Origin of the sequence: Actinomyces capricornis (genome assembly GCF_019974135.1) — a bacterium.
GTDB lineage: Bacteria > Actinomycetota > Actinomycetes > Actinomycetales > Actinomycetaceae > Actinomyces > Actinomyces capricornis.
This window is the reverse complement of sequence record NZ_AP025017.1, coordinates 2201307-2228155: the sequence shown is the minus strand read 5'-3', so window position 1 is coordinate 2228155 and position 26849 is coordinate 2201307. Positions and strand designations below refer to the sequence as shown.

Sequence of the window (26849 nt, the reverse complement as noted above, 5' to 3'; positions counted from 1 at the left end):
TTATGGCGGTCATGAAACAAGATCGTTTGTTTGGGTTTTTATTGGGAGGTGTTCGAAGTCGTAGTCGAAGGTGCGGCTGTTGATGTAGTCGATGAATGCTGCACAGGTGTCCTCGGGGGTGTCTTTCTGGATGTTGGCGATGCTGGCCTTGGCGGCGTTCCAGACGTGCTCGGTCGGGTTGTGGTCCGGTGCGTAGGGAAGTGGGTAGATGAGTCTGAGGTTCTCGAACTGGCCTCCTGGTTTGAGCATTTCCTTGAGGGCCCTGGCGTGATGTAACCCGGCGTTGTCCAGCACCACGGCGATCTTGCCGGTGCCTGTCTGCTTGATCAAGCGAGTCAGGGCCATGATGATCTGCTCGGCGTTCTGGTTTCCCTCAATGGGGTAGACCTTCATCTTCTTATTGCGCAGGCTCAAGGCCCCGAAGAAGGAGTGCGCCGAGCGCGTGCGATCGACGTGGATCTTGGTCCGCTCGCCCTTGGGCAGCCACATGCGGCGGGTCTCGGCCTCGTGCTCGATGCGGACCTCATCGACGGTGCACACCTCCCACCCGCCGGCCAGCAGGTCGGCGACTTCCTGGCGGATCTGGGCCATGCGCTCGGTGATGGCGTCCTCGTCGCAGCGCTTCTCGAAGGGGTCGGCCAGCTTGAGGCTCATGCCCAAGAAACGCATCAGCAGCTGGTAGGACGACTCCGGGGCGTACTGGACGCCGAACCTGGCCTGAACCACATCACGCAGGGCTGGCACGTCCCAGAACTGAGCCTTGATCCCCGACTGCTCGGGCGGCAGCCTCAGTACCTCTTCGAGCTGGGCCTTTTGATCCCTGGTGAGCTCGGCCGCTTTCTGGTTGCCGCCATGACCGCTCACCACCGAGCACAGCCTGGAGCGCCGCCAATCCGAGAGCCATTCCCCCACGTTCCTTGCGGTGCGGTCGACCATCTCAAAAATGACGCCCGTATCAACACCTCGGGAAGCGTAGAGAATCGCCCCGGCTTTCAATCTCACGAGAATCAGAGTGTCATTGCGCTTCTCCACCTCAAAAGGACCTCGCGTTCTTCCGACGTCACATCAACCCTCATACACCCATTCTATACCGCATCCGCGCTAAACTCCACCCAAGAACGCTCCGGAATACGGTTTCGTTCAAAGCCGGCCATACTCACATCAACGCGAGGGTAACCCTCACGATATGAACGCGCTCTATCGAAAAGAGTCACCATGGGCCAACACCCCGCCTCGATTGACAAGGAATCAGTGAATTCAGATAACACCGCACCGGAAACGTCCTCTGCGCGAAGCATGTAATCCCTTGCGCTCAGAACTGGTTGAGACGAACTGCACCCTGAGATGAAGAGCATGCTCGCAACTGATAGTGCCGCTGCTGGAGACATGGATCGACGCAGCATTTGAACCTCCACAACATTGTTTAGCAGATGCGGTCAGTTTTCAATATCACGAACGAACCTCACTCACTGGATTGTATTGGCGAGCCGGCTGCAGATGGGGCTTCTGAGGTGCCAGCGGTGGTGGTGGGCGCAGGAGAGGGTGTCGAAGAGTCCAGGCCTGTGTGGTCCAGGGCTGCCTCCGCATTGCGCAAGGCAGGATCGATCAGATCCATTGGAGACAGGTCGGCAGGCTCACCCGACGGATTCGTCACCGCCAAGTAGATCAGCCCCTTCTTCCCCTCATGATCGAAGCGAAGGAACACACACTCGTTCGTCTTCTTCTCGCCGGTCTCCATATTTGTCACCACACTCTTGAACCCCACAACCCCATCCGGCAGCTCGCCCTCATCGATAAACTCCACCGCCTCACTCACCTCAGCGGACGACTTCCCACTATGATACTCAAAAGGACTCATCGTGGAACATGATTCAATAGCATAATGAAAGTCGTGTAAAATACCAGGGGGAGACGCATCGTATATCAGGGACTCCTGAACAATCGCACCCTCGTCAATCTCAATACTCACATCAGCGCGAGGGTAACCCTCACGATATGAACGCGCTCTATCGAAAAGAGTCTCCATGGGCCAACACCCCATCTCGATCGACAAGGCATCGGTGAATTCAGATGACACCGCACCGGAAACGTCCTCTGCACGAAGCATGTAGTCCCTTGCGCTCAGAACTGGTTGAGACGAACTACACCCTGAAATGAATAGCATGCTCGCGACTGATAGCGCCACTACTGGAGACATAGATCGACACATAATTTGAACCTCAACAATATTGGAGAGCAAATGTAATTACTTTTTTTCGGGATCATAGAAATCCACAAAACTACCTTTGTAGGCACTCTCAACATCTCCGACTGTGACCATGTTGCGGTATCCCGATTCCACCCCGGCTATTCCGCGTAAATCACTGTTAATATCCTTCAACTTTTTCTGAGCCGCTTCTTTTTTAGCGTTGAACTCGGCATCCGTCTCCCCGTCATTCTTGGTCATGTTCTGCACCTCGGATGCCATCGCATCGTACTCCTGGCGAGTCATGAGCCGGAACGTTCCATCGGGATTCTCAACAGCGGCCGGGTTACCGACTATTCGCGCGCCTTTCTCAGCTGACATCCATCCGGGGCACCTGGCTCCACACCCACCCCGCGGGTGAGATGGAAATCCCCCGGCCGGCGGGCACTGCTCCACCAACGGAGCGAGGAAGGCGAGCGGAGAGAACCTGACCATCGTCGGCGCTGCGCGGCGCCATGACGATCCCCGTACGAGTTCGACGGAGCCTCGCCATGAGACCCCCATACATTCCCTGGGCCTCCTCCACACCGCTGGCCACGAGAATGCCGCCGGCGCTATCCCGCGCCCCCTTGAAATGCTCCTCCATCGTCGCGCACAGCACGTGGTCATTGCCCAGGATGTCATAGTCATCGATCACGATGAGCGTCTCCGGGCCGTGCCTGGACAGCAGGCCCTTGAGATCCTCAGGCTTCGCCGTCGAATCCAGCACCCCCAGCACCCCCGGGTGCGAGGCCAGGCCGGCCAACGGGGAGCGGCGCGGCAGAACGAGCACCGCATGCACCCCGCCCTCCACGGCCGTGTACGCCCCGAAGTACAGGGCGGTCGAGCGCCCCGAACGGCGCGGCCCCGCCACCAGGACCCCGTTGCCCGCCTCCTCCATCGACAGCGGGAGCAACCCCAGGTTGTCCCCGCCCACCGCCAGGGCAAAGGACCCCGGCGCCAACTCCGGCCCCAGCTCCAGCGCATCCGCCGTCGAGATCATCACCGGCAGCTCATCGACCCTCCCCGGGCGCCTGCTGCGCGGGGTCTCGCCCCAGCGCTCCACGCTCTCACGGCCAGCCGCATGAATCGCCGCCACCTGCGCGGTTCCCGCGGTCTGCGCCGTCAGCAGCGCGAGCTGAACCTCGCGAGGACGCACCCCACTGCGGAAGGCCCGCCCATCGGGCATCGTCAACGGCACATCGCGCGGACGCATCCCCACCACCTCGTAGTCCTCGGCGGCAGGAAGCCGCAGCACCAGACGATCCTCCAGCATCATCCCAAAACGCCCCCGGAACAGCGTGCGGTCACCGGCCACCACCACGCGCACGCCCACCGCAGGCCCCTCGCGCATAAGCGTCTCCACCCGCTCCAGCAGCGCCCCACCATCAACAGACTCAAACGTCGCCGTGAAGGAGTCCCACCGGTCGATGAGCAGCACCAAGTAGGGGATCCGCTCCTCCGACGGCGCCGCCGCACGCTGCTCGGACAGCGCCGCATACCCCTGGGCGGCCAGCAGCTGCTGGCGCCTGGCCGCCTCCCGACCCAGCACATCCAGCAGGCGCCGCACCCGCTCAGGCTGATCGCGCGTCACCACCGCCCCGCAATGCGGCAACGACATGCACGGAAGCAGCGCCCCCGTCCCCGCATCGATCCCATACAGATGCACCTCCTCGGCCGAGGCCGTACGAGCCACCGCCACCGCAATCCCACGCAGCACACTGGAGCGCCCCGAGCGCGGCGCCCCCGCGATCCCCAGGTGCCCCTCCCGGCAGTAGTCCCACACCATGGGCCGCTGGTCCTGGTCACGAGGCAGGTCCTCCAGGCCCAGCAGCAGCGGCGGCAGGAAACCCGCCTCGCGCACAGCCGCATCACTGTCCGCCTCCCCAGCCCCCTCGACGCCGCCCGGCCGGGCCGGGGCCGCCACCTCCGCCGCCTCAACGTCGTCATCCTCATGCGGCACCGGCGTCCCCGCCTCCTGGACCGGGGTCCAATGCTCCAGCTCGGTGAGCGTCACCACCTCGGGCAGCGGCGGCAGCCAAGGGCTGTGCGGCCGCGGCCGTCCCGTCGAGGCATGGGCCTGCCCCATGGCGTTGACCAGGGTGGCCAGATCCGTGGGGATCGTCGCATCCTCCTCCACCTGGGGCGGGGCCGCCTCCGGGCGGGAGAGCTCCATGAGGCTCAGGTCCGCGGCCCGCAGCTCCGCGCGCGGCGTCGCCCCACGCGGGCGTCCCCCCACGCGGGAGGACTGGAACTGGCGCAGACTGGCATGCCCCAGGCGCGCGTTGGCACGCCCCGGGATCGACGGCGGGATATGCGCCGAGGCCGAGTGCTCGATGACATCCTGGGAGTCCGCCTCGTCGGTCACCCGCAGGGCGATGCGCAGGTTCGTGTTCGACTTGATCTCCGCGGTCACCACGCCCGCAGGCCTCTGGGTGGCCAGCACCAGGTGCACCCCCAGGGAACGCCCCCGGCGGGCGATGTCCACCAGGCCGGTGACGAAGTCCGGCAGCTCGGAGACCATGGCGGCGAACTCGTCGATGATGATCATCAGCCGGGGCATGGGCTCATCCCCCGGTTGCATCGCCGCCACATAGTCCTCGATGTCCTTGGCATCCGCACCGGCCAGCTGGTGCTCGCGGCGCCGCAGCTCCGCCCCCAGGGACTCCAGCGCCCGGGAGGTCAGGTGCCCATCGAGGTCGGTGACCATGCCCACCGTGTGCGGCAGGCGCGCGCAGTCCTTGAAGGCCGCACCGCCCTTGTAGTCCACCAGGACGAAGGTCATCGACTCCGGCGTATTGCCCACGCACAGGGAGGCGATGAGGGTCTGGAGCAGCTCGGACTTACCCGACCCCGTCGTCCCCGCCACCAGGGCGTGGGGGCCATCGGCCCGCACATCCAGCCAGAACAGCCCCTCGGCGTCCTCCCCCACCACAGCGCGCGTGGTGCGGCTGGAGCGCTCCCAGGCCCGGAGCACCAGCTGGGCATCGGGCTCGGGCATGGACAGCACATCCAGGAGCCGGGAGCTGGTGGGGATGGCCCCCTCCGCCCCCTCGGCCGAGACATCGTGGACGGGCGCCAGTGCCCGGGCCACCCGCTCGCACCAGCCCGCGGGCACCAAGTCCAGCAGCACCTGCTCGATCTCATCAAGATCGGTCTGCGAGACCGAGGGGATATCGGGACCGGTGGACACCACCGCCCGGCACTCCTCGGGCAGCGAGGTGCGATCGGCATCCACGCAGATGAGGCGCACCCCCACCCCCGGGCCGTCGCGCAGCACCCGGATCATCCCGGGGCGCTGGCGCAGCGCATGCGCACCATCGAGGATGACCAGGACCTGGCCCATCGCCGGGGCGCCCCGGCCGCCGCCGTCCTGGTTGGAACGGGACTCCACCAGATCGGCGAGCTCGTTGATGCGCCGCATCACCGACTCATCATCCACGCCCACCTTCGCGCGGGCCCCCATGCCCTCGGCGTTGCGCAGGTGCGGCAGCCAGCGAGCCCAATGCCACCGCTCATGCGCCTGCCGCCCCTGGCCGGGATCCATGATGAGCACCATCTCCAGCTCGGCCGGCGAGTGCAGGGCCGCGGCCTGCGCGGCCAGCCAGGGCGCCACGCGGTCACGGTTCGCCCCCGAGACGCCGACCACGCCCAGCGTCGCCAGCGGCACGGTCACCGGCACATCCGGGGCCGTCCAGCGCAGGCGCTCCTCATGGCGGGGCCGCTGCGGATCCTGCAGGATGACGTCACTGGCCAGGTCCGCCGTCCCCACCCGCAGCTCCAGCCAGTCGGGATCCGAGGGGCGGCGCTCCCACAGGTCGGCCCGGGGCCCCGTGGTCCGCAGGAGGATCTCCGCGGGGTCGGGCGAGTCCAGGCGGCGCAGGCGCCTCTCCTCGGTCAGCGCCCGGAAGGCGGCGTCCTCGGCGATCTCCCGCTCCTGCTCGTAGCGCGCCAGCTGGTCCTCGTAGTTCCTCCTGGAGTTGGAGCGGCCCTGGACCTGGTTGGCGATCATCATGATCGGGGAGAGGATCATGAACATCAGGGAGTAGACACGGCGGGTGAGGAGGAACATGCCCAGCCCCATCACCAGGGGCGAGAGCATGAGGGCGAAGGGAAAGGGCGGCTTGCGCGGGTTCTGGGGCTCACGCGGCAGGGCGAACTCGGTGCGCCGCAGCGGACGGGCCAGGCGCGGAGGCCGGTTGAAATCGATCGTGGTGGCCCCGGGGGTCGGGGTCATCACCGCATTGATCCGCGGGACCTCGCCCACGGTGAGCTGGACCTCGCCCACGGTGAGCACCGCGCCCTCCTCCCAGGGCGTGGGGCCCTCCAGGGGGCGCCGGTCAAGCTCCAGGTAGCTCCTGGGCCCCTCGGGATCCAGGGACTCGCGCCCCTGCAGCACCGGGCCATCGGCCTCCTGCTCCTCCTGGTTGCGCTTGCGCCGGCGCCGGCGACGTCGCGGCTTGTCCTGGGGCTCCTCCTGCCGGTCGGCGGGCAGCACCAGCGGCCCTGGCAGGGGCCTGACCCGAGGGGGCGCCGGAGGCAGGGGGCGCTCGGCGACCTCCTCCGGCGCGGTGAGGACCACCCGGCCGCCCGCCTGGACCGCCAGGTCGGCCACCTGCTCCTCCAGGCCCTCCAGCGGGATGTCGCAGCCCGGTCCGCCCAGGGTGTAGCGCCCCAGGCCCAGCCGGTGGACCGCGCCCGCGCCCCAGCCCGAGATCACCCGCAGCTCGACGACGCCGCCGGGCTCCACGTCGTCGGGGCGGGGCGCGCCCAGCCCCAGAACCATGCCGTCGTGGATCGGCCCGCCGCCCAGGACCGCCTGGGGATCGAGGCGGGTCGAGCCCGACCACAGGGTCGGCGCCGGCTCCTCACGGGCCTCGCCGCCCGCCACCACCAGTCGCAGGGGCTGGGCGGAGGGGGTCCTCGGGGTGTACCGGTCCAGGACGCTGGCCAGGTCCGCCACGGTGGAGTCGGGCTGGGCGACGACGATGAGGTCCTGGGGCGAGGGATCGGGATCCTCGGGCCGCAGGGCCGTGATGAAGAACTGCACTGCCGTCCCCTCAGGCGCCGATGCGCCGCACCGACATGCCGGGCGCCAGGTCCTCGATCAGAGCCGCCGTCGCCGGATCCAGGGCAGTGAGGTCATCGACCCCGGAGGCCTCCATGAGCACGTGGATGTCCCGCTCCAGCTCGGAGCTCCCCCGCCTGGCGGCCAGGCGCAGGCGGTCCCGCCACAACTCCTGGTTGAGGTCCACCACCTTCAGGCCGATATCGACCGCACCGGCCGCGCCACCGGGATCGGTGTCCCCGAGCAGCTCGACCAGGCGATGCGCGGCATCCACCACCAGGGCGTCGTACTGGCGCGCAGTGCGCACGCGGGCCACCCAGCCGTAGTGGCCCTTGGGCATGCCCTGCCCGATGGGGCCGCGCACCAGGCGCAGCGCCTCGATGAGCAGCTCGGCCTCGCGCCGGGGGTCCTTCCGGGAGGCCTCCAGCAGGGAGCGCAGCACATCCCAGTCCATGACCACTCCCGGGCCCATGTGCAGGCGGCCCTCGGCATCCTGGCGCAGGTGGGGGGCTCCGTCGGCATCAGTGCCCAGCCAGGTGCGCAGCCGCTCCACAGTGGCCTCGATGACGTCGCCCGTGACCCCCAGGGGCCAGATCATCGCACCGAGCACCTCGGGGCGGATGCCCTGGGGGTGGAGGGCCACGCAGATCGCGGCCTCGGTCAGGATGCTGCGGCGGGCGCGGTCCACGGCGCCCCCGGCCTCCACCAGGGTCTCGCCGAGGATATGGATGCGCACCGGTGCCGTGCGCATGACCGCCGTCATCACCGGGGGCTGGGGCGGGTCCGGCACAGGCGGGCGGCCGCCATCCACCGGGGCCGGGGCCGCCAGGAGCTCGGCGAGGCCGGCCAGCTCGTGCTCCGTGGCGCGCGTGGCCGTCACCGTGATGCCCAGCGGGTCGATGCGGGCGGTGCCGGAGGCGTCGATCTCGATCCTCCATCGCGCGCCGCGGTCACTGCCGGTGCGCACCAGGGCGAGGCTGCGGCCCGGGGGCAGCGGCGGAAGGACATCGCCCCCGGCGACGAGCATGAAGGTCGTGGGCGCCTCATGCCGGCCGGTGAGGATGCCGTCGGTCTCCCGAGCACCGGCCGAGTGCACCAGCTCATGGGGGGACTGCAGGCGCCCGCCCAGCATCTCGTGCAGCACCGGGGGCAGTCCGGAGCCCGCCACCTCCGCGCCCTCCGACCACGGGTTGGTGCACAGCTCCAGGGCCAGCGCCCCCACCATCTCGGCGGCCATCATGGGGTCTCCCACGACGCCGACCTCCCCATCGGCCGCGGCCAGGTCGATGAGGATGTCGGCACCGCTGGCATCCCGTCCGATCGTCACCAGGCCGGGCAGCAGCGGTGGGACCCCGGCCGGGACCGCGGGCTCCTGGCCCGCGGGGATCGCCCAGGTCAGGCCCCCGTCCTGCACCTGCCAGGGCGCCGGGGCCTCCATCCGGGGCTGGCTCAGGCGCATGTAGCAGGCGGTGTCGTTGATGGCCACGGCGTAGGGCCGGGGCGGCTCCTCCATGGCGCTCAAGGAGCGCAGCACCGCGTCCAGACGCAGGGAGCGGGCCTCGTCGGCCCCCACGCGCAGCAGCCTCTCGAGCTCGCCGGCCTCCTCCCCCGGCGCGGCGCCCACCCACTGACGGCGCCGGCGCGCCAGCAGTGCCACGAGCGAGGCCGCCAGCAGGGAGCCGACAGCGGGCATCTGGGCCGGGGCGACGTCCTGGACGGCACTGACCCGGTTCTCCGCCTCCTGGACGGCGGCGGAGCGGTCCAGCATCTGGGGCGGGGGCGCCGGGTTCTCCACGGGCACCGCCACCACGCGCTCCACGGACTCCGCGGAATCGGGCATGACCAGCAGCCATCCGGGCTGGATGAGCCGGGCCAGCTCCAGGGAGCGGCCATCGGGCTGGAGACGCCCCGCGTTGAGGTCGTAGATCTCCTGGTAGCCCCGCCCCTCGCCCAGGTTGCGCTCGGCGATGTCCCACAGGTTGTCGTGGTAGCGCCCGTCAGGGGGCTGGACGACGTACACCCGCTGGCCCACCAGCTGCTGGCCGGTCTCCGGGTCCAGCTCGATATCCCCCAGCATGTAGCGCACATGCTCGCTGCTCTGCCCGGCCTCGTGGCCGGAGGCGTCCTGCCCCGCGATCCCGCCTGCGGCCGGCTGCACCCCGGTGGTGCCCTGGCCTGCGGCGCCCGCCGCCCCCATCTCCTGGGCGGAGGCGGCCGCCTGGGCCGCGGCGTGGGAGGGCAGTGCGGGCACGGCCGCCGCGGCGGGCGCACTCAGGGCACTGGCCAGCAGCATGGAGATGACGAGCCTGCGCACCAGGCCCTGGATGCCTCCGGACAGGGGCACATGCACCGGCATCCCCTGCCCGCGCACCGCCGAGACGATCTCCACCACGGTGCACACGGTGAACTGCAGCCATGCCAGCCACAGCACCCAGTAGAGCACTCCGAGCAGCACCTCCAGGGACACCGCCTGGAGCAGCATGGAGGCGTGGAACTCCCGGGGCACCGGGGGCAGGCCCACTGTCTGGAGCAGGAGGAGGGGGAGGCCCACGATGATCAGGAGCAGCACACCCGCGGCCAGGATGGAGCGCAGGGGCGAGGGCCTGTCCTGGCCCGCAGGCGCCCGGAAGCGCTCAGGGCCTCTCACAAGAGCGGATTCGGCACTCACAGGTCTTCCTCCCCGTAGATTCCCACAGCGACCCGGGCTTGGCCGGTCGCCGTGACATGAACTGAATCGAGGCCCACCAGGCGCAGCATGGAGGTGGGCACGTTGTGCTCGATGGTGACGGTCACCGTCTTGGGGGTGACCACCACCTCGGAGTCATTGGCATGGTCGGTCTGGACCAGGTAGCCGCGGGCGGCAGCCTGGGCCTCGGAGGTGTCCAGGACGATGTCGCCTCCTGAGCGGACACTGCTGTCGGCCAGGTGCTGGGCCCCCGCGCGGGCGGCCTGCTCGGCGTCGTCGGTCATGGAGGCGCGAGCGGTCAGCACCCTCCCGCCCTCGATGCACAGGCCCGCCACCAGGATGAGGACGGCCGCGATGATGATCGCGAAGACGGAGACCGAGCCGCGCTCCTGCGTGAAGGAGGGCATTCTCAGCCACGGTGACTGGCGCCGGCGCCGCATGCTCATCTCGTTCCCCTCCATGTGTCCACCGGTGCGGTCGAGGTCGCCTCGACCTGCGTGCTGCCGGGCAGGAAGACCAGCCCGAGATCAGCCAGCTCCACTCGGCAGCTGACCGTCACCCGCACCACCCCGCCGCGCCCGAAGCTGCCGACATTCGTTGTGGAGGAGCAGTTGGCCCTGGCGGTGTCGGCAGCCGCCAGGCTGGCGTTGGCGGCCGCGGAGGCCGCGCTGGAGGACCGCTCCATGGAGGCGGCCCGGGCGGCATCACGAGACGCCGCCTGCACCATGCTCTCGGTCGAGACCAGCCTGCCCCCCGCAACCGCGATCATGACGATGAGCAAGAGCACGGGAACCAGGATGATCATCTCCACGGACATCGTTCCCGACTCCCCGCCCCTGAGGCGGGCGAGGCATCTGCTGAGACGGCATGCCGGGCTCCGGAGCCGGCCCGCGGCGCCCATCGCACTCACGTGTCCTCCCGGAAGGTCTCCAGCTGCGAGGTCACCGAGGCCTCCACGCGCGGTGCGAGGCCGGCGACGACGTCCATCGCCTCCCCCGAGACCACCACGACGACCTCGTTGCCCTTGATGACTGTGTACACCTCGACCTCGGCCAGCGCCTTGCCCCCCACCCGATGGGCGTAGGCGATACCGTCCGCCTCCGCCTTCTCCGGGCTGCTGCCACTGCGGATCTCGCGAGCAACCTCCCGGGCCGTGGTGATCGCCACCTCATTGCCGTACCAGCTCAGTGCGACCTGCACCGTGAACAGCACGATGAGCAGGAGCAGGGGGAAGAAGACGAGCAGCTCCACGCTGGAGGCCCCCGTCTCATCCCTCCTGTCCCGCAGGCGGCGCATCCGGGTCGGGATCATCAGGGAACGGTCGGCACTTGCAGGTTGCTGGAGGCCTCCGAGACCATGGCGTACACCGCCCGCCCCGCAACGGCGGCCAGGGCGATGAGGATGCCGGTGATGATGACCCACTCGACGGTCGAGGCGCCCCTCTCATCGGAGGACGGCTGCGAGAGGCGATCGCGCAGGCGGCCCGAGAGGATCTGGAGTGTGCAGATCAGGTGAAGCATGATTCCTTCCCTTCCTGTGGTTGGTGAACTGCCGGGCAATCAGGAATTGCCCAGGATCCCGGTCAGAGCCGGGTAGATGAGAAAGACGATGAAGCCGATGGCGATGACGAGCTGGGCCACCAGCATGGACTCGGAGTTCTCCCCCGCCTTGCCCTCGGCATCGGCCAGGTCCTTGCGGCGCATGCTGGAGGCCCTGGCGGCCAGGGATTCGCGGATCTTCGCCCCATCCTCGGCCACAAGGGCCAGTGCCGCGGAAAGATCCCTCAACTCGGAGATGCGCAGCTGGGTGCCCAGCTGCCCCAGCGCCGCCCACGGGGTCTCCCCCCGCAGCCGGGCGATGTCCAGGGCGTCACGGATACGGACCATGGCCGGGTCGTCGGAGAGGCTGGAGGCCGAGTCCAGGGCCTCGGGCACACCGCGGCCGGCGGACATGGACATGGAGACCAGATCCAGGTAGGAGCCCACCACGTGGCGGAAGTCCCGCCGCGCCTCCTCCGCCTGACGGCGCAGGCGGACCGTGGGCAGAGCTCCCATCGCCAGGCCCAGGAGCACACTGACCAGCAGCGGCGTCGTCCAGCTCATGGGGGCGCCAATGGTCTCCAGGAGCGCCACGATCAGCAGCGGGGCGACGAAGGCGCCCACCCCCATCAGCAGCGAGACGGCCAGGTGGCGCTCCAGGGAGCGTCCCAGGACCGCCAGGTCACCGGTGAGGGGGGAGATCTCGATCCCCGAGCGCCTCAGGATCGCGGCGGCCCGGATGCCCAGCGTGTCCATCCATGCCGGTGTGGCGCCCTCCCTGGGGTTGAGGCGACGGACATCCTGGCGGAGGCGGTCCTCGTCACGGCGCGTATCGAGCTCGGCCAGTGCCGCGGCGGGCTGCACCGCGGGCGGTGCGATGAGGATGACGAGCAGCAGCAGGCCCGCGCCGCTGAAGGCGCCTCCCAGGAGGATCCAGGTGATCATCGCACCGCACCCCCCTCAGGACCGACGTCGACCGCGCGCACTGTCAGGAAGCGGCGCGGCAGGCGCACTCCGGCCAGGACGCGCATCCACATCATCCCGATGGCGAACAGGCCGATGACGACCAGGAGCACCAGCTGGCCCTGGATCGAGGCGTAGGGCGCGACGAAGTCCTTGTTGAACAGCGCCAGCCCCAGCATCACCACGACGGAGAAGATGACCACGATCTGGGCCGAGCGCCGGGTCCCCGCACGCGAGGCCGAGACCCGCTGGCGCATGTCGAGCTCGGCGCGCGCGGTATCGGCCAGGGCCCCCAGCAACTGGCGCAGGCCCGGGCCGCGCAGGCGGGCGTTGACGATGAGGGCCGCGACGATGAGGTCCGCCGTGGGATCGTCGAGGTCGTCGGCGAACTGGCGCAGCGCCGTCGGCAGGGGCACGCGCACACGCATCCGATCCGCCAGGAGCGCCAGATCGTCCCGGATGACAGGCGCCGCGGCGTACACCGTGGCGGGAATGGCCTGCTCCAGGCCCACCGCGCCGGCGATCGTGTCCCTCAGCGACTCCGTCCAGGTGGCCAGGGCGTCGATCCGTGCAGCGGCGAGCTTCTCCTGCTTGGCCCCGCCGAAGAGCAGCGGCCAGACGATCACCAGGCATGCTCCCGCCCCGGCCAGCACGATCCACCGCGTGAGGACCAGGATGAGCACGCCGACTCCGACCGCGGCCAGCGTCCGCTTGGACATGCTCTTGATCAGGCCGCTGCTCTGCCCCCGCCCCGAGTCGGGAAGCATGTCGGCGCCCATGAAGAAGCCGACCAGGAGGAACAGGCCCCCGCCGATGAGCGCCCCGGAGAGGATGGCGACCATGGCCGTCGAGTCAGTCATGCCACCCTCCCGGCGTAGGAGGCGGCGGGGTCATAGCCTGCGGCCATGAGGTCGGCCACGCAGGAGATGGGCGCGGCCGGCTGGGCCATGCCGCTGCGGTCGTCGGCGAAGATCTCGCTGGAGAGCACGCGCCCGTCCACGCCGTTGACCTCGCGGACCGAGGCGACGTAGCGCCGCATCCTGCCGCCCTGGTGGAAGCGGTTCTCCCGGGTCAGGAAGATGACGAAGTCCACCGCGCCCGCGATGAGGAGGTTGGTGGCGTCCTGGGGCAGGTGCTCCGCGGACTGGATCGCGTAGGTGGCGATGCGGTTGAAGACCTCGGAGGAGGAGTTGGCGTGGATGGTGGACAGTGAGCCGTCATTGCCCTGGCTCATGGCGTTGAGCATCGTGACGATCTCATCGCCCAGCACCTCACCGACGATGACCCGCGAGGGGTTCATGCGCAGGGAGCGGCGCACCAGGTCGGCCATGGAGATGGCCCCCGCCCCCTCGGAGTTGGGCAGCCTCTCCTCGAAGGCCACCACATTGGGGTGCAGGTCGGCGAACTCCCCCAGTCCCAGCTCGAGGGCGCGCTCCACAGTGATGAGCCGCTCACTGGGCGGGATCTCGTTGGCCAGCGCCCTGAGGAAGGTGGTCTTGCCCGCGTTGGTGGCCCCCGCGATCATGATGTTCTTGCGGGCGCGCACCGCGGCGGAGCAGAAGGCCGCCAGGCGCGGGGTCAGGGTTCCCAGCCGCACCAGGTCCTCCAGGCCCACGCGATCCAGGCGGGCCCGGCGCACCGAGACCGCCGGACGGGAGCACACATCCATGACGGCCGACAGGCGCGAGCCGTCCGGCAGGCGCAGGTCGAGCTGGGGGTTGGCCGAGTCGAAGGGACGGGAGGCCAGTCCCGAGTAGGAGCCCAGGACCTGGACCAGCTCGACCAGTTCGTCATCGGAGTCGGCCACCGGCGCCCCGCGCTCCTCACGGCCGTCGGCGTACTGGATGAAGACGTTGTCGTAGCCGTTGATATCGACGTTCTCGACGTCGGGGTCCTCCAGGAGCGGCTGGAGCCGGCCCACACCGAACAGGGCTGCGTGGATCCCCTGGGAGACCTCCTCCTCGTCCTGAGCGCTCAGGGGGCTGCGCCCCGCCGCGATCTCGCCCCGGGCGTGCTGCTCCAGGACGCGGCCGATGAGGGCACGGGCGAACTGCCGCTCGTCCTCCGGGCTCATCGGGGGGATGCCCGAGGTGGCGTCGTCGCGCCGCTGCTGGGCCAGGAGATCGGCGACCTCCTCGCGCATCTGGCGCACAAGGTTCTGGTCAACGCTCATCGCACCGCTCCACTCATCGGAAGGTCGGCCAGGGCGGGCAGCAGGGTGCGCGCCGACCTGACCAGCAGGCTGCGCCCCAATGGGAGCGCCCGGCGCCCCGCCAGGGCATCGGCCGCACCGGTATCGTGCGCCAGCACTCCCAGGACCGGGGCACTGACACCGCTGGAGTGCAGCAGGCGGGCCAGGTCCGCGCCCTCGTGGCGGTTCTTCCACGGAGCGATGAGGATGACGCCCAGCCGCAGCCGCTCAGCGCGGTGACCGGCGTCGTTGAGCATCCACAGCAGGCGCTCCCGCAGGTGCCCGTAGTTCTCCACGCCGGGACGGGTGACCAGCACCGTGATATCGGAGGCCAGGGCCACCCCGAGGCTCGGTGCCCCCGGTGCGATGCGGCCGACGTCGGCGATGACGTCCCCGTGGCGCCGCAGGCTGGCGGCCAGGCCCGCCCATCCGGCTCCGATCGCGGTGGCCTGGTCGGGGCGCGCAAGGCCCAGCAGGACGTCGAGGCCACCGCTGATGACCGTCAGGTGCTCCTCCACCCGGGCCGCGGGGTCCCTGCGCACCGCGGCGGCCAGGGAGACCACGCCGCGGTTGGGGTCCAGGGGCTGGCCCTGCTCGGTGCGGGCCCGGTACAGCAGGTCCGAGCCCGCGGGGTCGAGCTCGGCCAGCAGCACGGGCCGGGGCCAGATCGCGGCGATGACATGCGCTGCGGTCGTGGCGCCGGGAGCCCCCTTGACCGAGGCGATCGAGACCAGCATCAGCCCTCCTGGATCGGCTGATCCGAGGTGGACAGGACCACGGCGATGCCGCCACCGGCACCCGCTGAGGCGAGGGCGGCCGCATCCGCCTCGTTGACGATGATGGAGACCACCGCCCCCGAGTTCCAGTCCCCGTCCGTGCCGGAGGTGGGCACGGCGTCGAGGACCTGCGCCCCCCTGATGGAGACCGACTGCCCATTGACGTCGATGACATCCACCAGGTCCCCGGCCTTGAAGCCGTTGGCGGGGAAGCGGCCGACCTCCAGGGAGACGCCGACCACCTGCCTGCCCTCCCCCGGGATCGCCGCGGCCGCGAGCTGGGAAGTGTCCAGGAGCTGACCCTTGGCGATCTCCACGCGCGCGGTCCTGCCCACGACCTGATCGACCTGATCGGTGCGGATGAGGGTACCCAGGCCGGAGGAGACGGGCGTGGAGACCAGGTCCTCGCGCTCGATGACCTCGCCCGCCCTGATGGTGTCGGCGGCCACGAGCATCTCGACCCTGTGGTCCAGCCGGGTGGCCAGGAACCCCGCCAGTGCCGCGCCGCCCACGATGAGCAGGACCGCCAGCACGGCCAGCAGTGGCCGCCTCTCGCGGGGCGCGGAGGGCAGCCGGCCGGCGCTGTCGGCCTTGGCGGCTTGGGTGGATCTCAGGCCGCGCGCATCACGGTCATGGCGGCGCATGGCGCGTCCATCCTGGGGTTGGGCCATGGTGAGGGGCACCTCTCAGTGGGCGATGGGGCGGCAGTACCGTATCGCAATCGTGACCCTGAGGGGGTCATTGGGCGCGTGACAACCGCTAAAATCTCATGGGGAGTTTTCTCCTTGCACGATGGGGTGCTCCCGTGTCAGGGTATGGGCGACAACACACTCGATTATCGACGACGTTGTTGCTCTCGGCGCACGCCGCGAGTTGCCAGTTTCCCAAGGACCAACAAGGAGTTCTTCATGTCTTTGCAGGCAGACCTCGACACCCTGGCCGCCCTCTACGACACCCTGAGCAACAACGTTCAGCTGTGCCACAACATCCAGACCACCACCGACAGCTCCCTGAGCGCGGCGGTGTGGGAGAGCCCCAACGCCACCGCCTTCCGTGCGGCCTGGGACGAGTTCAAGCCCAAGCTGGTGGCCTTCGAGGACGCCCTCGCCGCCGGCGCCTCCGACGTGGCCACCAACCACAACAACAACGCCACGGCCAACGGCGTCACCGACGCGCGCCACCTCACCCCCGTGACGGCTATCGCCTGAGCCGCCCGCGCGAAGCAATACGGTGTGGTACCCGGGTACCTGGGTACCACACCGTATTGCTTTGCCATCACCTCGTCATATCAGCGTCTCATCAATGCCGTATCAGCACATGCGCCACCCACGCCCCACCGCGGCGCCATACATCTGACGAATCGCACCTGAACGCGCTTCGCCGCGCACGCTTTTTGTTCAACAGAACGTCTGATAGCAGCGACATCCACTCGTCACGAATTCAATGACCGCTGGGGGCCACGGGAGAACCACACCGGAGAACCATAAGTGGCCTCCTGCGGGATCAGAGAAGCTCGTCGCGGCCCGTCTCCTTGAGCCGGTCGACCACCGCCTTGACCTCCTGGGCGCGCTCGGGGGTGGTCACCAGCAGGGCGTCGGGGGTCTCGACGACGACCAGCCCCGGCACCCCCAGGAGGGTGATCCGCCGTCCCGTGGCAGTGGCCACCAGGGCGCCCGGGGAGTCGATGGCCTCGACCCGCTCGCCCTCCACCGCCCCCTGGCCCAGATCCAGGACCGAGGCGCCTGCGGCAGCACCCCTGGTACGGGGCGCCGCCAGCTGGGACAGGGCCTCGAATCCGCCGACGTCATCCCAGCCCATGGCGGCCGGCACCGTGGCCACGGCGCCGGCGGCCGCGGCGGGCTCGGCGATGGCGTGGTCGATGGCCACGGCCTCCAGCCCCGGCCACACCCGGGCCAGGACCTCCTCACGCTCGGGGGTGTCCCAGGCCCGGGCGATGGTGCGCAAGCCCTGGGCCAGGGCGGGCCGGTAGCGGGCCAGGTGGTCCAGAAGCACTCCGGCGCGGGAGACGAACATGCCGGCGTTCCAGCGGTAGTCGCCACTGGCCAGGTAGGCGGCGGCGGTGTCGGCGTCGGGCTTCTCGGTGAAGCCCAGGACCCGGCGCCCCGCGGGCGCACCGGCCACCCCCAGGGGCTCCCCGGCGTGGATGTAGCCGAAGGCGGTGGAGGGGCCGGTGGCCTCGATGCCGATGGTGGCCACCCAGCCCTGTTGGGCCAGCACGGCCGCCTGGCGCACCGCGTCGCGGAAGGCCTCCTCATCGGCGATCGTGTGGTCCGCGGCGAAGGAGCCGACCACGGCCTGCTCGCCGTGGCGCTGGGCGATGATGGCAGCGGCCAGGCCGATGGCCGCCATGGAGTCGCGGGGGGCGGGCTCGGCCAGCAGGTTCTCGCGCGGCACCTGCCCCAGCTGCTCGGCGACGGCCGCGAGGTGGGCCTGCCCGGTGACGATCGTGGTGCTGGCCGCCAGGGGCGCCAGGCGCTCGACGGTGGCCTGCAGGAGGCTGCGCCCACTGCCGGTGAGGTCCAGGAGGAACTTGGGCCGCTCCCGGCGGCTCAGCGGCCACAGCCGCGTGCCCGCACCGCCGGCGGGGATGATGACGTGCACCGGGCGCTCGGGCCCACCAGCGTCCAGGGCGGGGCCGACCTCCTCGGCGGCAGGGCCGGCCAGGCCGGCCTGTGAGGGGTCGGGCGGTGCGGCGTCGTGACGGTCATCGCTCATCACGCCAGGGTAGCGGCCCCGGGGGCACAGCCCGCGGCACCGCTGCCTGAGGCCCGGACCACAGCTCCGCAGGCCATCACCGTGCTCGCCGCAGCTCCCCTCGCGCCGCCCGCCCCGACCCGCCTTCGCCTGCCGCGTCCCGGCCGGCCTCCAGCGCCGGTGCGCCCCGTCAGTGGTGCCACCACCGATGCGCCCCAGCGGCCGCGCACCATCCCGGACCCGCCCGTGCTCACCCCCGGCCGCCCGGCCCGCTCAAGGCGGCGATGGGGCCACTGCCTGGAGGTCGTCGGCGGTCCATCGGGAGAGCTTCCCACCTGTCAGAGCTGGCCCGCGGGGCTCCTCGCTGCACATCTTCAGCATCCCACAGCCGAATGGGCTCCTCACGAACCGCGGAATAACACCAATCCACCAATGGGTTGGACCGTGAAGATGTGCAGCACAGCACCGGCGAGCGTCAGCCCCCTCCGACGACGTCATCACCCGACCATGTCCAGGGCGATCCGGAGCCCGCAGGCCCCGACCGGGAAGTGGGAGGGCCACAGGTCACGCCACCTCCTACAGATCACCGGCCCTGCCTGCGAATAGCGGGGTTGTCGGTGAATCGCAGGGGATGTCTGCAGATCGGAGGGGTCCCAGGGATCCAAAGCACTGACAACCCCTGCGATCTGCAGACATCCCCTGCAAAGTGCGGCCACCCCCGCGACCTGAGCCCACCCCGCCGGCAGCAGCGGGCGGCCCCCGGGAGCGCCCACGACGGCCCAGCCCGCGCCGGACCCGCCCCCGGCAGCACCCCTTCAAGGCCCGGACCACACCCGTGCAGCCCGGCGCCGGTCGACTACCGCCCGCTCAGCCGCTGGCGGTCACCAGGCAGCCGCTGCCTCAGCGGTCGTCCGCGACGCCATCGAGGGCCTCCCGGCCCCTCTTGGCAGCGCCCTGGACCGGCTCGGAGGTCGCAGGCGTGGAGACCCGGATCGCCCCCTCCTCCAGGGGCACCGGCGCGACGTAGTCGGGATGCTCCGTGGGGTCGGCCTCCAGGTTGCCGGTCATGGCCTGGCGCGGCCAGGCCAGCGTGGCCGGCACGCTCAGGGTCACGTAGTTGGGGCGCTCATGGGCGTGGACCTCATCGGGGTGGTCCACCATCTGGGGCTGGGGCGGGTTGGCCATCCAGGCCGCCGTCAGCAGCAGGACGCGGCTGGCCAGGTGCATCCACACGATGAGCACGATGATGGCGGTGAAGGAGGCCAGCAGTGGGTTCTCGGCCGCTGAGCCCACCCCGCTGCTGCCGGCCTGGCGCAGCACTCCGAAGGCCACCGCCCCCAGGGCGCAGCCCTGCAGCAGGTCCCGGCGGGGCGGGCGGATGCCGCACACTGTGATGACCAGGGCCAGCACGGCGGCGTCGATGAGGAAGGAGATGGCCAGGCCCGCGACCCGTGCTCCGGAGCCGGTCAGGGCGGCGGGCACGTCCAGACCCCGGCTCAGGCTGCCGGCCAGCAGGGAGGTGGCCACGGAGGCCACCGCCGTGACCAGGACGGCGACCATGACCACCACGAAGCACAGCAGGTTGGCGGCCTGGATGGTCACGAAGCCCCGGGTCTGGTGCACCATGCCGAACATGGCGCGCAGGGCGATCCTGATCGTGCCCATGAGGCTGACCGCGGAGTAGAGCAGGATGAGGCCGGCCACGATGGAGCCGACGTTGAGCGCGGAATCCAGAGTGAGCTGCTCGACGGTCACCAGTCCGCCATTGCCGGTGTCCACCACGCCGGGCAGGGTGGAGTCGATGGCGGAGATGACCCCGTCGCGCTGGGCCGGCCTGCCCCCGATGGTGGCCATGAGCACCGTCACGCCGATGGCCAGGGCCGAGAAGACCGAGAAGAGCCCGGTGTAGGCGATCCCACCGGCCATGAGGCCCCCGCGCGCCATGGAGTAGCGCGCCAGCGTGCGTCCCAGGCGCGAGCGCTGGTAGAGGTCCATGAGGCGGGCGGTCCAGGTCTTGACACGGTCCATGCGCATCACTCGATTCACTCAGGGCGCCGGGCTCAGCGCCGAGGAGGCGAAGGCCGGGGCCGCCACGATCTGCCAGCCCCCCTGGCCGGTGAAGCGGTAGAGGTGGAGGCTGGAGGCGGTGAAGCGGATGTCCAGGTCCGCCGCGGCGCCTGCGGCATGATCCAGGGCCTCGTCGTCGATCTCGTGGGCCAGGGTGACGTGGGGGTGGAAGGGGTAGCTCAGGGGGAGCGCCAGGGGGCCGCCCTCGTCGCGAACGGCGCCCTGGAGGTCATCGCACTGGGCCACCCCGCGGCTGAGCTCGAGGAAGACCACGGGGTTGACCGGGCGGAAGGTGCCCACCCGCTGGAGGTGGATGGTGAAGGGCGCGGTGCGGGCGGCCACCCGCTCCAGGTGGGCGGTGATGGCCCCCATGCTCGCGATCTCGACGGCGGTCGGGGGCAGCAGGGTGATATGCGGGGGTACCACGGCGGCCAGCGGGTCGCCGGCGGCCTCGCGCACAGCGCGGACCCTGGCGGCCTCCGGCTCGGGCAGGGCGATGGCCACACCGATGACGCACTGGCCCGCGTCGGGTGCGGGAACGTTCATCTCCCGGCCTCCTTCACCTCTGTCCGCCCCCGGAAGGCCTCATGGCGTCCCCGGGCGGTCGTCAACGACTCCGCCGCCCCGCCGTCGGTGCCGGCCGGGTGATCAGCGGCTCCCCGCGGCGATCGCATCGGCGATGGCTGCGATAGAGCTCCCGTCACCCTACCGTGCCATGGCACCAAGGTCCTATTCGGCGGCGGTCACTCCCAAGGGCCGCGGATCACATCCGGGGGATGCAGCCCGGAGAACACCACACGGAGATGTTCGACTCTGTGCGCACTCGTGCGAACCTGGGGTATCTGGCAGGATGGGCACCGTGCACACCGCCCCCACCGCCACAGGCCCCCGACCCTCGCCGATGCTCGCCCGCCAGCGCCAGGAGCACATCCTGGAGCGCGTGGCGGCCACCGGTGGCGTGCGCGTGGCCGACATCGTCGAGGAGCTGGGGATCTCGGAGATGACCGTGCGCCGCGACATCACCGAGCTGGTCTCCCAGGGCCGGGTCGAGCGGGTCCACGGCGGGGCCGTGGCCGCCGGCGCCACCTCCCTGGAGCCCCGCTTCCAGGCCAAGTCCACCCTCCACCCCGACGCCAAGCGGCGCATCGGCGTCGAGGCCGCGGCGCTCGTGCGCCCCGGGGACTCCCTGGCCCTCTCGGGGGGCACGACCACCCTTGCCCTGGCCCGGGCCCTCACCGAGCTCGACCACTTCCCCACCCTGACCGTCATCACCAACTCCCTACCCGCGGCCCAGCTGCTCTTCGACGCCGCCGACGCCTCCCGCGCCGAGGGGAGCGAGGCCCCCTCGATCATCCTCACCGGTGGGGAGCGCACGCCCTCCAACGCCCTGGTGGGACTGGTGGCGGTCGACTCCCTGCGCACCCTGCGCGTGGAGTGGGTCTTCCTGGGGGCGCACGGCTTCACCCCCGAGGACGGGCTCATGACCCCCAACCTCATGGAGGCCTCCACCAACCAGGCGCTCGTCGCCGCCGGGCGCACCGTGGTGGCCACCATCGACGCCTCCAAGTGGGGGGTGCTGGGCCTGCGCTCCTTCTGCGCCACCCGGGACATCGGCGTCCTGGTCACCGAGTCCGAGCCCGACGCCGAGACCACCGCCGCCCTCGACGAGTCGGGAGCCGCCCTGCGGATCGCCGCCTGAGCCGCCCGGCCGCGACCGCCCTGCCCACCCGCCCCCACGCCTGACAGCTACCGACCGACACCACCCACACGCCACACCACCTCAGGAGAGCCCATGAGCGCACCGTCGCACTCCCCCGCACCGCCCGCCTTCTCCCCCGCCCTGGAGCCCCGGGAGGCGGCCGGCGCCGCCGCCGAGCTGTTCCGCCAGGCCTTCGACGCCGAGCCCGACGGCGTGTGGTACGCCCCGGGGCGCGTCAACATCATCGGCGAGCACACCGACTACAACGGGGGCCTGGCCCTGCCCATCGCCCTGCCCCACCGGGCCTACCTGGCCCTGCGCCGTCGCCCGGACCGGACCATCCGCCTGGTCTCCTCCCGGGACGCCGAGGCCGTCGAGGTCCTCGACCTCGACGCGATCGGCCCCAAGGGCACCCCCGGCGAGGTCACCCAGTGGGCCTCCTACATCGCGGGGGTCGCCTGGTCCCTGGAGCGCGAGGGCTTCACCGGTCTGCCGGGCTTCGACGCCGCGCTGGTCTCCTGCGTCCCCCTGGGCGGGGGCCTGTCCTCCTCCGCGGCCCTGGAGTGCGCGGCCGCAGTCGCCATCGACGAGGTGGCCGGCCTGGGGCTGGCCGGGCCCGTCCAGGAGCCCGACGACGCCGGCCGCGCCCGCCTGGTCGGGGTGTGCGTGCGCACCGAGAACGAGATGGCCGGGGCCCCCACCGGGGGCATGGACCAGTCCGCCTCCCTGCGCTGCCGCGAGGGCCACGCCCTGGAGCTCGACTGCCGCGACGGCTCGGTGGAGCATGTGCCCTTCGACCTGGCCGCCCAGGGGCTGGCCCTGCTGGTCATCGACACCAGGGCCGAGCACTCCCTGACCGACGGCCAGTACGGGGCGCGGCGCGAGGCCTGCGAGGAGGCGGCCCGCATCCTGGGGGTCGACCTGCTGGCCGACATCGCCCCCCAGGACCTCGATGAGACCCTGGAGCGCCTGCGGCGCAGCGCTGGGAGGGACGGCGGCCCGGACCCCGAGCGCGCGGAGGTCCTGGTGCGCCGGGTGCGCCACGTCGTCACCGAGATCGCCCGCACCAGGGAGCTGGTGGCCCTCCTGCAGCAGGCCGATGCCCTCAGCGGTGAGGCGCTGGCCGCCGTCGGCGCCCTCATGGACGCCTCGCACGAGTCCCTGCGCGTGGACTACGAGTGCACCGGCCCCGAGCTGGACACCGCGGTGGAGGCGGCCCGGGCCGCGGGGGCCCATGGGGCGCGCATGACGGGGGGCGGCTTCGGCGGGTCGGCCATCGCCCTGGTGGACGCCGAGGCCGTCCCAGAGGTGGCCCGCGCCGTCGCCCGGGCCTACGCCACCGCCGGCTTCCGCCCCCCGGCCTTCCTCAACGCCCTGCCCGGCGCCCCCGCCGGGCGCCTGGCCTGACCGCCGGCGCCGCCCGCCGCTCCCATCCCGGGGGCGGCGCCGCCCCCGGTGGTTCTCCACCTCCGACGGCACGGTCCCCCCGGCCCTCGGCACCACAGGACCACATGCCTCATCCACTGGGATGACCCAGCCGCCGGATGCGGCTCATCCTCCAGCATGAATCGGCGGGCGCACAGCAGCGCATACGATGAGGGCGATTTCTCCCGATCCCTCATTCACATGAGAGAAGACCCATCGTGAAACGCTACATCGTGCCCACCCTCAAGGCGCTGATCGCCGTCGTCATCGCCGTGGCCCTGACGAAGATCGCCTTCTTCCCCTCCAAGGACGCCTCATCGGAGCAGACCCTCCAGCCCGGCTTCACCGTTGCCGCCCCCACGGTCACGGTCGCCAAGGGCGATATCTCCAACGCCGTGAGCGTCGAGGGCCAGATCGTCGAGGACGCCCCCGTGGAGGCCAAGTCGACCCTGGCGGGCAGCGTGGCGCGCCTCATCTACGAGGACGGCGCCACCGTGTCCGCGGGCGAGCCGATCATGACCCTGAAGAAGGTCGAGACCCAGGAGCCCACGACCTCCGTCGACGAGGAGGGCAACCAGCGCACCACCCAGCCCGAGCCCAAGACCACCTGGGTGGATGTCTACGCCCCCGCCTCGGGCACGGTGAAGTACAAGGTCATCCGCGATCAGGAGACCCCCGTGGGCACGGTCGTGGCCACCGTCGCCCCCGGCACCTACTCCGCCAAGGGCACCGTCACCGCCTCCCAGCAGTACCGCCTGACCAGCCCGCCCTCCGAGGCCAGCGTCTCGGTGGACTCCGGGCCCGCGCCCTTCTCCTGCACCGACCTCAAGGTGGGCACCAGGAACACTGACACCACCACCTCGGCCAACCCCGCGGCCGGTGGCGGGGAGCCCGCCGCCACCCCCGAGGACGGCAACAAGGTCGAGGTGCGCTGCTCCGTGCCCTCCGACCAGCAGGTCTTCCCCGGCCTGAAGGCCACTATCAACATCGACGCCGGCTCGGCCACCGACGCCCTGCTCGTCCCGGTCTCGGCCGTGGAGGGCAACTACTCCACCGGCGTCGTATGGCTCCTGTCCGACCCCGCCGACCCCGCCTCGGCCACCAAGACCGAGGTGAGCCTGGGCATCAACGACGGCAGCAGCATCCAGGTCACCGAGGGCCTGTCCGAGGGGGACACCATCCTCCAGTTCGTCCCCGGCAAGGACGTCAAGCGCAAGGGCGAGCCCAACAGCTGCGAGCCCGACGGCTCGGTGTGCTACGACGAGAAGGGTGAGGAGATCACCTCATGACCGCCCTGGTGGACATCAGCGGCGTCACGCGCACCTTCGAGATGCCCGACGGCGAGCGGCTGGAGATCCTCAAGGGAGTCGATCTGCGGATCGAGCCCGGCGACCACATCGCCATCGTGGGCCGCTCGGGAACCGGCAAGTCGACCCTGCTCAACATCCTGGGCCTGCTGGACAAGCCGACCTCCGGTACCTACCTGCTGGAGGGACGGGACACCACCCGCATGGGCGAGGCGCGCCGGGCGCGCCTGCGGGGTCAGGCCTTCGGCTTCGTCTTCCAGTCCTTCAACCTCATCCCCGGGCTCTCGACCACGGAGAACGTCGCCGCCCCCCTCCTGTACGCCCGCGGGACCGCCTTCTGGGGGCGCACCGCCCGGGCCGAGGAGCTGCTGCGGGCCGTGGACCTGGGGCCCAAGATCGGTGGTCGTATCGATCGCCTCTCCGGTGGCGAGCAGCAGCGGGTGGCCATCGCCCGGGCCCTGGCCCGCAGGCCCCGCATCATCCTGGCCGATGAGCCCACCGGCGCCCTGGACGTGGACACCGGCAACGCCGTCATGGGCCTGCTGGAGTCCCAGTGCGAGCAGACCGGTGCGGCCCTGGTCATGATCACCCACGACCTGGCCGTGGCCGCCCGCGCCCGCACCCAGTACCGGCTCGACCACGGTGTGCTCACCCGCATCGAGGTCTCCTCCCACCGGGTCGGCTCCCTGGAGGAGTTCCAGGAGACCGTCCCCGACCAGCACCCCACCGCCCCCATCCCCGCCCACCAAGGAGAACTGGCATGAGTGAGATCATCGGCGCCCTGGTCGAGGCCTGGGGGCAGGTGCGGGTGGGCAAACTGCGCGTGCTGCTGTCCCTGGTGGGGGTGGCCGCTGCGGTGGCCTCCATGACCTTCGTCATCGCCTTCGGGGAGATCAGCGTCTACACCATCCAGGAGTACCTCGCGCGCTTCTCCGGGGAGCCGGGGACGGTGAGCCTGACGGTCTCCCCCACCAAGGCCGACGAGGAGATCGGCGCACCGGCCGATGCCGGCGGTGCTGACGGCACCGGCGGCTCGGGCGGCGCCGATGGCGGCCGGGGATCGGCGCTCCAGGCGGGACCGGGCGGCGCCGCCGGCGGTGATCCCGTGACCGCCAACCGGCAGACCGAGAAGATCAGCGCCGCCATGGACACCTTCGTGGACCGCTACCAGGTTACCTACGCCGCCACGACCTACCAGATCCCCCTGCGCCTGGCCTTCCCCGACGGTCCCGCCAAGGTGGACACCACCGCCGTCAGCGGTCAGTACGAGCAGATCCACCGCTCCTACGCCGATCAGGGCCGCTGGCTGAACCAGGACGACGCCGACGACCTGTCCCCCTCCCTGGTGGTCAGCCCCAGCGTGCTCCAGCGCCTGGGCATCGAGAGGATGGACGGGCCGGTAACGGTCGAGTCCTACCTGCCGACCCGGGCGACCTTCACCATCGTGGGCGTCCTGCCTGCCGAGCCCCAGCAGTACGACGCCACCGGCAATCCCGTCCCCGAGCCGCTGACGGCCTTCGTCCTGCGCGACTCCCTGGAGCCGCTGCTGCCCAAGGACTTCACCCGCCCCTCCCCCACCCTGGAACTGTGGGTCGGCAAGAGCGGGGATGCCGAGATGCGCGCCCTGGTGCGCAACGACTTCAATGCGCAGTTCGGCGCCGGCTCCGCCCAGGTCCGATCCAACCTGGAGGGGCAGGGGGGCGTGGACTCCTCCAGCACCTTCACCCGCGTGGTGACGATCTCCGGCCTGTTCGTCATGATCCTGGGGGCGCTGAGCCTGGTCAACATCTCCCTGGTGACGGTGCGCCAGCGCATCAATGAGATCGGGGTGCGGCGCTCCTTCGGGGCCACCAGTCAGCGGATCTTCTTCTCCATCATGCTGGAGTCCGTGGTGGCCACGGTCCTGGCGGGCATCGTGGGGATCGCGATCGCCGTGGTGGGGATACAGGTGGTACCCCTGGCCCCCATCCTGGGCATCGAGCCGCATGTGCGCCCGCCCTTCCCCATGACCGCGGCCCTCATCGGGCTGCTCTCGGCCACGGGCGTCGGCGCGCTGGCGGGGATCATCCCGGCGATCGTGGCGGTGCGCATCCGCCCCATCGACGCGATCCGCTACTGAGGGCCCGCCAAGGGCGCGGAGGGAGTCCCCGGTCCCCTGCGGCCCGCTGCGCCTCCTGGCGCTGCCGGATG

At 70.6% G+C, this 26849-nt stretch carries 23 protein-coding genes; 6 read left to right on the top strand and 17 right to left on the bottom strand.

All coding sequences use genetic code 11. The features are described 5' to 3' along the window. Positions 1 to 9: 9 nt before the first annotated feature. The 14 genes from MANAM107_RS09095 to MANAM107_RS13125 form a co-directional block, all read right to left on the bottom strand. Positions 10 to 1032, bottom strand: a complete 1023-nt coding sequence (locus MANAM107_RS09095) for an IS630 family transposase (protein WP_223907610.1) — start codon at positions 1030 to 1032, stop codon at positions 10 to 12. A 430-nt stretch (positions 1033 to 1462) separates the two neighbouring features. Continuing rightward, complete coding sequence (locus MANAM107_RS09090) at positions 1463 to 1969, bottom strand: hypothetical protein (RefSeq protein ID WP_223907607.1); 507 nt, start codon at positions 1967 to 1969, stop codon at positions 1463 to 1465. Between the two features lie 276 nt (positions 1970 to 2245). Beyond that, entirely contained in the window at positions 2246 to 2566 is a 321-nt protein-coding gene (locus MANAM107_RS09085) for a hypothetical protein (RefSeq protein WP_223907604.1), read from the bottom strand. Further along, positions 2556 to 7274, bottom strand: coding sequence for an FtsK/SpoIIIE domain-containing protein (locus MANAM107_RS13130; protein WP_263421892.1), 4719 nt, complete (start codon positions 7272 to 7274; stop codon positions 2556 to 2558). Before MANAM107_RS13130 ends, MANAM107_RS09085 begins: the two co-directional genes overlap by 11 nt. A 10-nt stretch (positions 7275 to 7284) precedes the next feature. Continuing rightward, complete coding sequence (locus MANAM107_RS09070; protein ID WP_223907602.1) at positions 7285 to 9960, bottom strand: LysM peptidoglycan-binding domain-containing protein; 2676 nt, start codon at positions 9958 to 9960, stop codon at positions 7285 to 7287. Further along, entirely contained in the window at positions 9957 to 10385 is a 429-nt protein-coding gene (locus tag MANAM107_RS09065) for a TadE/TadG family type IV pilus assembly protein (protein ID WP_179899326.1), read from the bottom strand. Before MANAM107_RS09065 ends, MANAM107_RS09070 begins: the two co-directional genes overlap by 4 nt. 35 nt (positions 10386 to 10420) lie before the next feature. Continuing rightward, positions 10421 to 10783, bottom strand: coding sequence for a TadE/TadG family type IV pilus assembly protein (locus tag MANAM107_RS09060; RefSeq protein WP_263421958.1), 363 nt, complete (start codon positions 10781 to 10783; stop codon positions 10421 to 10423). A gap of 101 nt (positions 10784 to 10884) precedes the next feature. Further along, a complete protein-coding gene (locus tag MANAM107_RS09055) occupies positions 10885 to 11289 on the bottom strand; it encodes a TadE/TadG family type IV pilus assembly protein (RefSeq protein WP_179899327.1) in 405 nt (134 codons plus the stop codon). After that, entirely contained in the window at positions 11289 to 11498 is a 210-nt protein-coding gene (locus MANAM107_RS09050) for a hypothetical protein (protein WP_179899328.1), read from the bottom strand. Before MANAM107_RS09050 ends, MANAM107_RS09055 begins: the two co-directional genes overlap by 1 nt. Before the next feature lie 39 nt (positions 11499 to 11537). Continuing rightward, complete coding sequence (locus MANAM107_RS09045) at positions 11538 to 12461, bottom strand: type II secretion system F family protein (protein WP_223907597.1); 924 nt, start codon at positions 12459 to 12461, stop codon at positions 11538 to 11540. Then, positions 12458 to 13339 carry a type II secretion system F family protein gene (locus tag MANAM107_RS09040; RefSeq protein ID WP_223907594.1) on the bottom strand — a complete coding sequence of 294 codons (882 nt, stop codon included), beginning with the start codon at positions 13337 to 13339 and terminating at the stop codon, positions 12458 to 12460. Before MANAM107_RS09040 ends, MANAM107_RS09045 begins: the two co-directional genes overlap by 4 nt. Continuing rightward, the gene (locus MANAM107_RS09035) at positions 13336 to 14652 is read right to left on the bottom strand and encodes a TadA family conjugal transfer-associated ATPase (protein ID WP_179899331.1); all 1317 of its coding nucleotides are present in this window, start codon (positions 14650 to 14652) and stop codon (positions 13336 to 13338) included. Before MANAM107_RS09035 ends, MANAM107_RS09040 begins: the two co-directional genes overlap by 4 nt. Beyond that, complete coding sequence (locus tag MANAM107_RS09030; protein WP_223907591.1) at positions 14649 to 15407, bottom strand: CpaE/TadZ family protein; 759 nt, start codon at positions 15405 to 15407, stop codon at positions 14649 to 14651. The genes MANAM107_RS09035 and MANAM107_RS09030 overlap by 4 nt, the downstream gene beginning before the upstream one ends. Beyond that, positions 15407 to 16090, bottom strand: coding sequence for an SAF domain-containing protein (locus MANAM107_RS13125; protein ID WP_263421891.1), 684 nt, complete (start codon positions 16088 to 16090; stop codon positions 15407 to 15409). Before MANAM107_RS13125 ends, MANAM107_RS09030 begins: the two co-directional genes overlap by 1 nt. Positions 16091 to 16354: 264 nt before the next feature. Here MANAM107_RS13125 and MANAM107_RS09020 point away from each other — a divergent pair, with 264 nt between their 5' ends. Then, positions 16355 to 16654 carry a hypothetical protein gene (locus tag MANAM107_RS09020; protein WP_179899334.1) on the top strand — a complete coding sequence of 100 codons (300 nt, stop codon included), beginning with the start codon at positions 16355 to 16357 and terminating at the stop codon, positions 16652 to 16654. A 295-nt stretch (positions 16655 to 16949) separates the two neighbouring features. On the opposite strand, the gene MANAM107_RS09015 is transcribed toward MANAM107_RS09020, so the two are convergent. From MANAM107_RS09015 to MANAM107_RS09005, 3 genes are all read right to left on the bottom strand, one after another. Further along, entirely contained in the window at positions 16950 to 18182 is a 1233-nt protein-coding gene (locus MANAM107_RS09015; protein WP_223907587.1) for a mannose-1-phosphate guanylyltransferase, read from the bottom strand. Between the two features lie 879 nt (positions 18183 to 19061). Further along, on the bottom strand, positions 19062 to 20189 hold the full coding sequence (locus MANAM107_RS09010; protein ID WP_223907584.1) for a YihY/virulence factor BrkB family protein: 1128 nt from the start codon (positions 20187 to 20189) through the stop codon (positions 19062 to 19064). Between the two features lie 18 nt (positions 20190 to 20207). Continuing rightward, positions 20208 to 20774 (bottom strand): 2'-5' RNA ligase family protein, encoded by a 567-nt coding sequence (locus MANAM107_RS09005; protein ID WP_223907580.1) that lies wholly within the window; start codon positions 20772 to 20774, stop codon positions 20208 to 20210. A gap of 355 nt (positions 20775 to 21129) precedes the next feature. On the opposite strand from MANAM107_RS09005, the gene MANAM107_RS09000 reads away from it, so the two are divergent. The 5 genes from MANAM107_RS09000 to MANAM107_RS08980 all read left to right on the top strand — a co-directional run bounded on the left by MANAM107_RS09000 (position 21130) and on the right by MANAM107_RS08980 (position 26778). Beyond that, positions 21130 to 21927 carry a DeoR/GlpR family DNA-binding transcription regulator gene (locus MANAM107_RS09000; RefSeq protein WP_308443659.1) on the top strand — a complete coding sequence of 266 codons (798 nt, stop codon included), beginning with the start codon at positions 21130 to 21132 and terminating at the stop codon, positions 21925 to 21927. 93 nt (positions 21928 to 22020) lie between these two features. Further along, the gene (galK, locus tag MANAM107_RS08995) at positions 22021 to 23334 is read left to right on the top strand and encodes a galactokinase (RefSeq protein WP_223907574.1); all 1314 of its coding nucleotides are present in this window, start codon (positions 22021 to 22023) and stop codon (positions 23332 to 23334) included. A gap of 236 nt (positions 23335 to 23570) precedes the next feature. After that, on the top strand, positions 23571 to 24641 hold the full coding sequence (locus MANAM107_RS13120; protein ID WP_257492847.1) for an efflux RND transporter periplasmic adaptor subunit: 1071 nt from the start codon (positions 23571 to 23573) through the stop codon (positions 24639 to 24641). Next, entirely contained in the window at positions 24638 to 25423 is a 786-nt protein-coding gene (locus MANAM107_RS08985) for an ABC transporter ATP-binding protein (protein WP_223907572.1), read from the top strand. The genes MANAM107_RS13120 and MANAM107_RS08985 overlap by 4 nt, the downstream gene beginning before the upstream one ends. After that, entirely contained in the window at positions 25420 to 26778 is a 1359-nt protein-coding gene (locus MANAM107_RS08980) for an ABC transporter permease (RefSeq protein WP_223907570.1), read from the top strand. The genes MANAM107_RS08985 and MANAM107_RS08980 overlap by 4 nt, the downstream gene beginning before the upstream one ends. The last annotated feature ends 71 nt before the right edge of the window (positions 26779 to 26849 follow it).